1 protein-coding gene is annotated in these 1,156 nt (G+C 53.5%); it reads right to left on the bottom strand.

The window, feature by feature from the left end; translation table 11 throughout:
• Positions 1–49: 49 nt before the first annotated feature.
• Positions 50–1,069 (bottom strand): IS110 family transposase, encoded by a 1,020-nt coding sequence (locus tag Q0859_RS21435; RefSeq protein ID WP_299155205.1) that lies wholly within the window; start codon positions 1,067–1,069, stop codon positions 50–52.
• Positions 1,070–1,156 lie beyond the last annotated feature (87 nt).

Genomic DNA, 1,156 nt, shown 5'->3' with positions numbered 1-1,156 from the left:
TATGCACCATCATCTCGCAGGTCTTGCTAACTCGTTGTTCCTTTTTTCCTCAAGCGGTGTGCGGGTTGTAAGGTTCGTTGCGAGTGAGAACGGCCCAAACGATCCGTGCGGTTTTGTTGGCCATGGCGACGGTGGCGACGCGAGCTGGTTTGCGTTCCAACAGCGACGTGAGCCACTTGCTCGCACGCTCCGGGTGAGATCGTGTTTGTCGGACAAGCGATGTCATGCCAACAACTAATAGCGACCGTAAGTACTGATCACCCATCTTCGTTATCCGTCCCAGTTTCTCTTTCCCTCCGCTGGATTTGTTTGAGGGCGTTAGACCCAACCATGCTGCAAACGCGCGACCATTTTCAAACTGGTGGCCGTCACCAATGCTGGCGATGATTGCTGAGGCGGTCACAGCACCAACGCCTGGGATGGTACGCAACAACCGCACCCCTGCGTCTTCCTTGGCGACCTGTTTCAAACGGTTCTCGTACCAGCGAATATGTGCATGCAGTGCCATAAGCTGTTCGCACATATTGTGGATTACCTCGTTCGCGATATCCGGCAAATCCAAGACCTCACCTGCCAAAATACTCTCAGCAAAGTCGATGATGCGAGCGATGCCTCTGGCCACATAGACACCGAACTCAGCAACCATGCCGCGCAACCCATTGATGAGCTGAGTTCTTTGGCGAACCAGCAAATCCCGCGCACGATGAAGCGATAACAAGGATTGTTGTTCTACGGTTTTAATTGCGACAAAACGCATCGTTGGGCGCGTGACCGCCTCGCATATCGCTTCGGCGTCAATGGCATCGGACTTACCGCGTTTGACATAAGGCTTCACATAAATCGGTGGGATAAGCCGGACATCGTGACCGAGCTCAGTCAGCTCACGTCCCCAATGGTGTGCGCTGCTACAGGCCTCCATACCAATCAGGCAGGGCTCAAGTTTAGAGAAAAAAGACAACAACTGCGCCCGTCTCAAAGGCCGATTGAATGCGACCTCGTCGTCCTGAGTAATACCATGCACTTGAAAAACGTTCTTGGCCAGATCAAGGCCGATTGTGGTAACTTGCATTGGGTGGCTCCTCTCAAAAGCAGATGTGGACATCTGCAGTATGGCGCATTGCGACGCCGGTTGGAGCAGGAGCCATCCACCCCATCA

The organism is uncultured Tateyamaria sp. (genome assembly GCF_947497045.1).
GTDB lineage: Bacteria > Pseudomonadota > Alphaproteobacteria > Rhodobacterales > Rhodobacteraceae > Tateyamaria.
Note: the sequence above shows the minus strand (reverse complement) of the source record. Positions and strands in the feature narration are given on the sequence as shown.

What these genes read in the sequence shown, in the direction of transcription:
- Q0859_RS21435 (WP_299155205.1), bottom strand. Translation starts at nt 1,069, where the DNA reads ATGCAAGTTACCACAATCGGCCTTGATCTGGCCAAGAACGTTTTTCAA.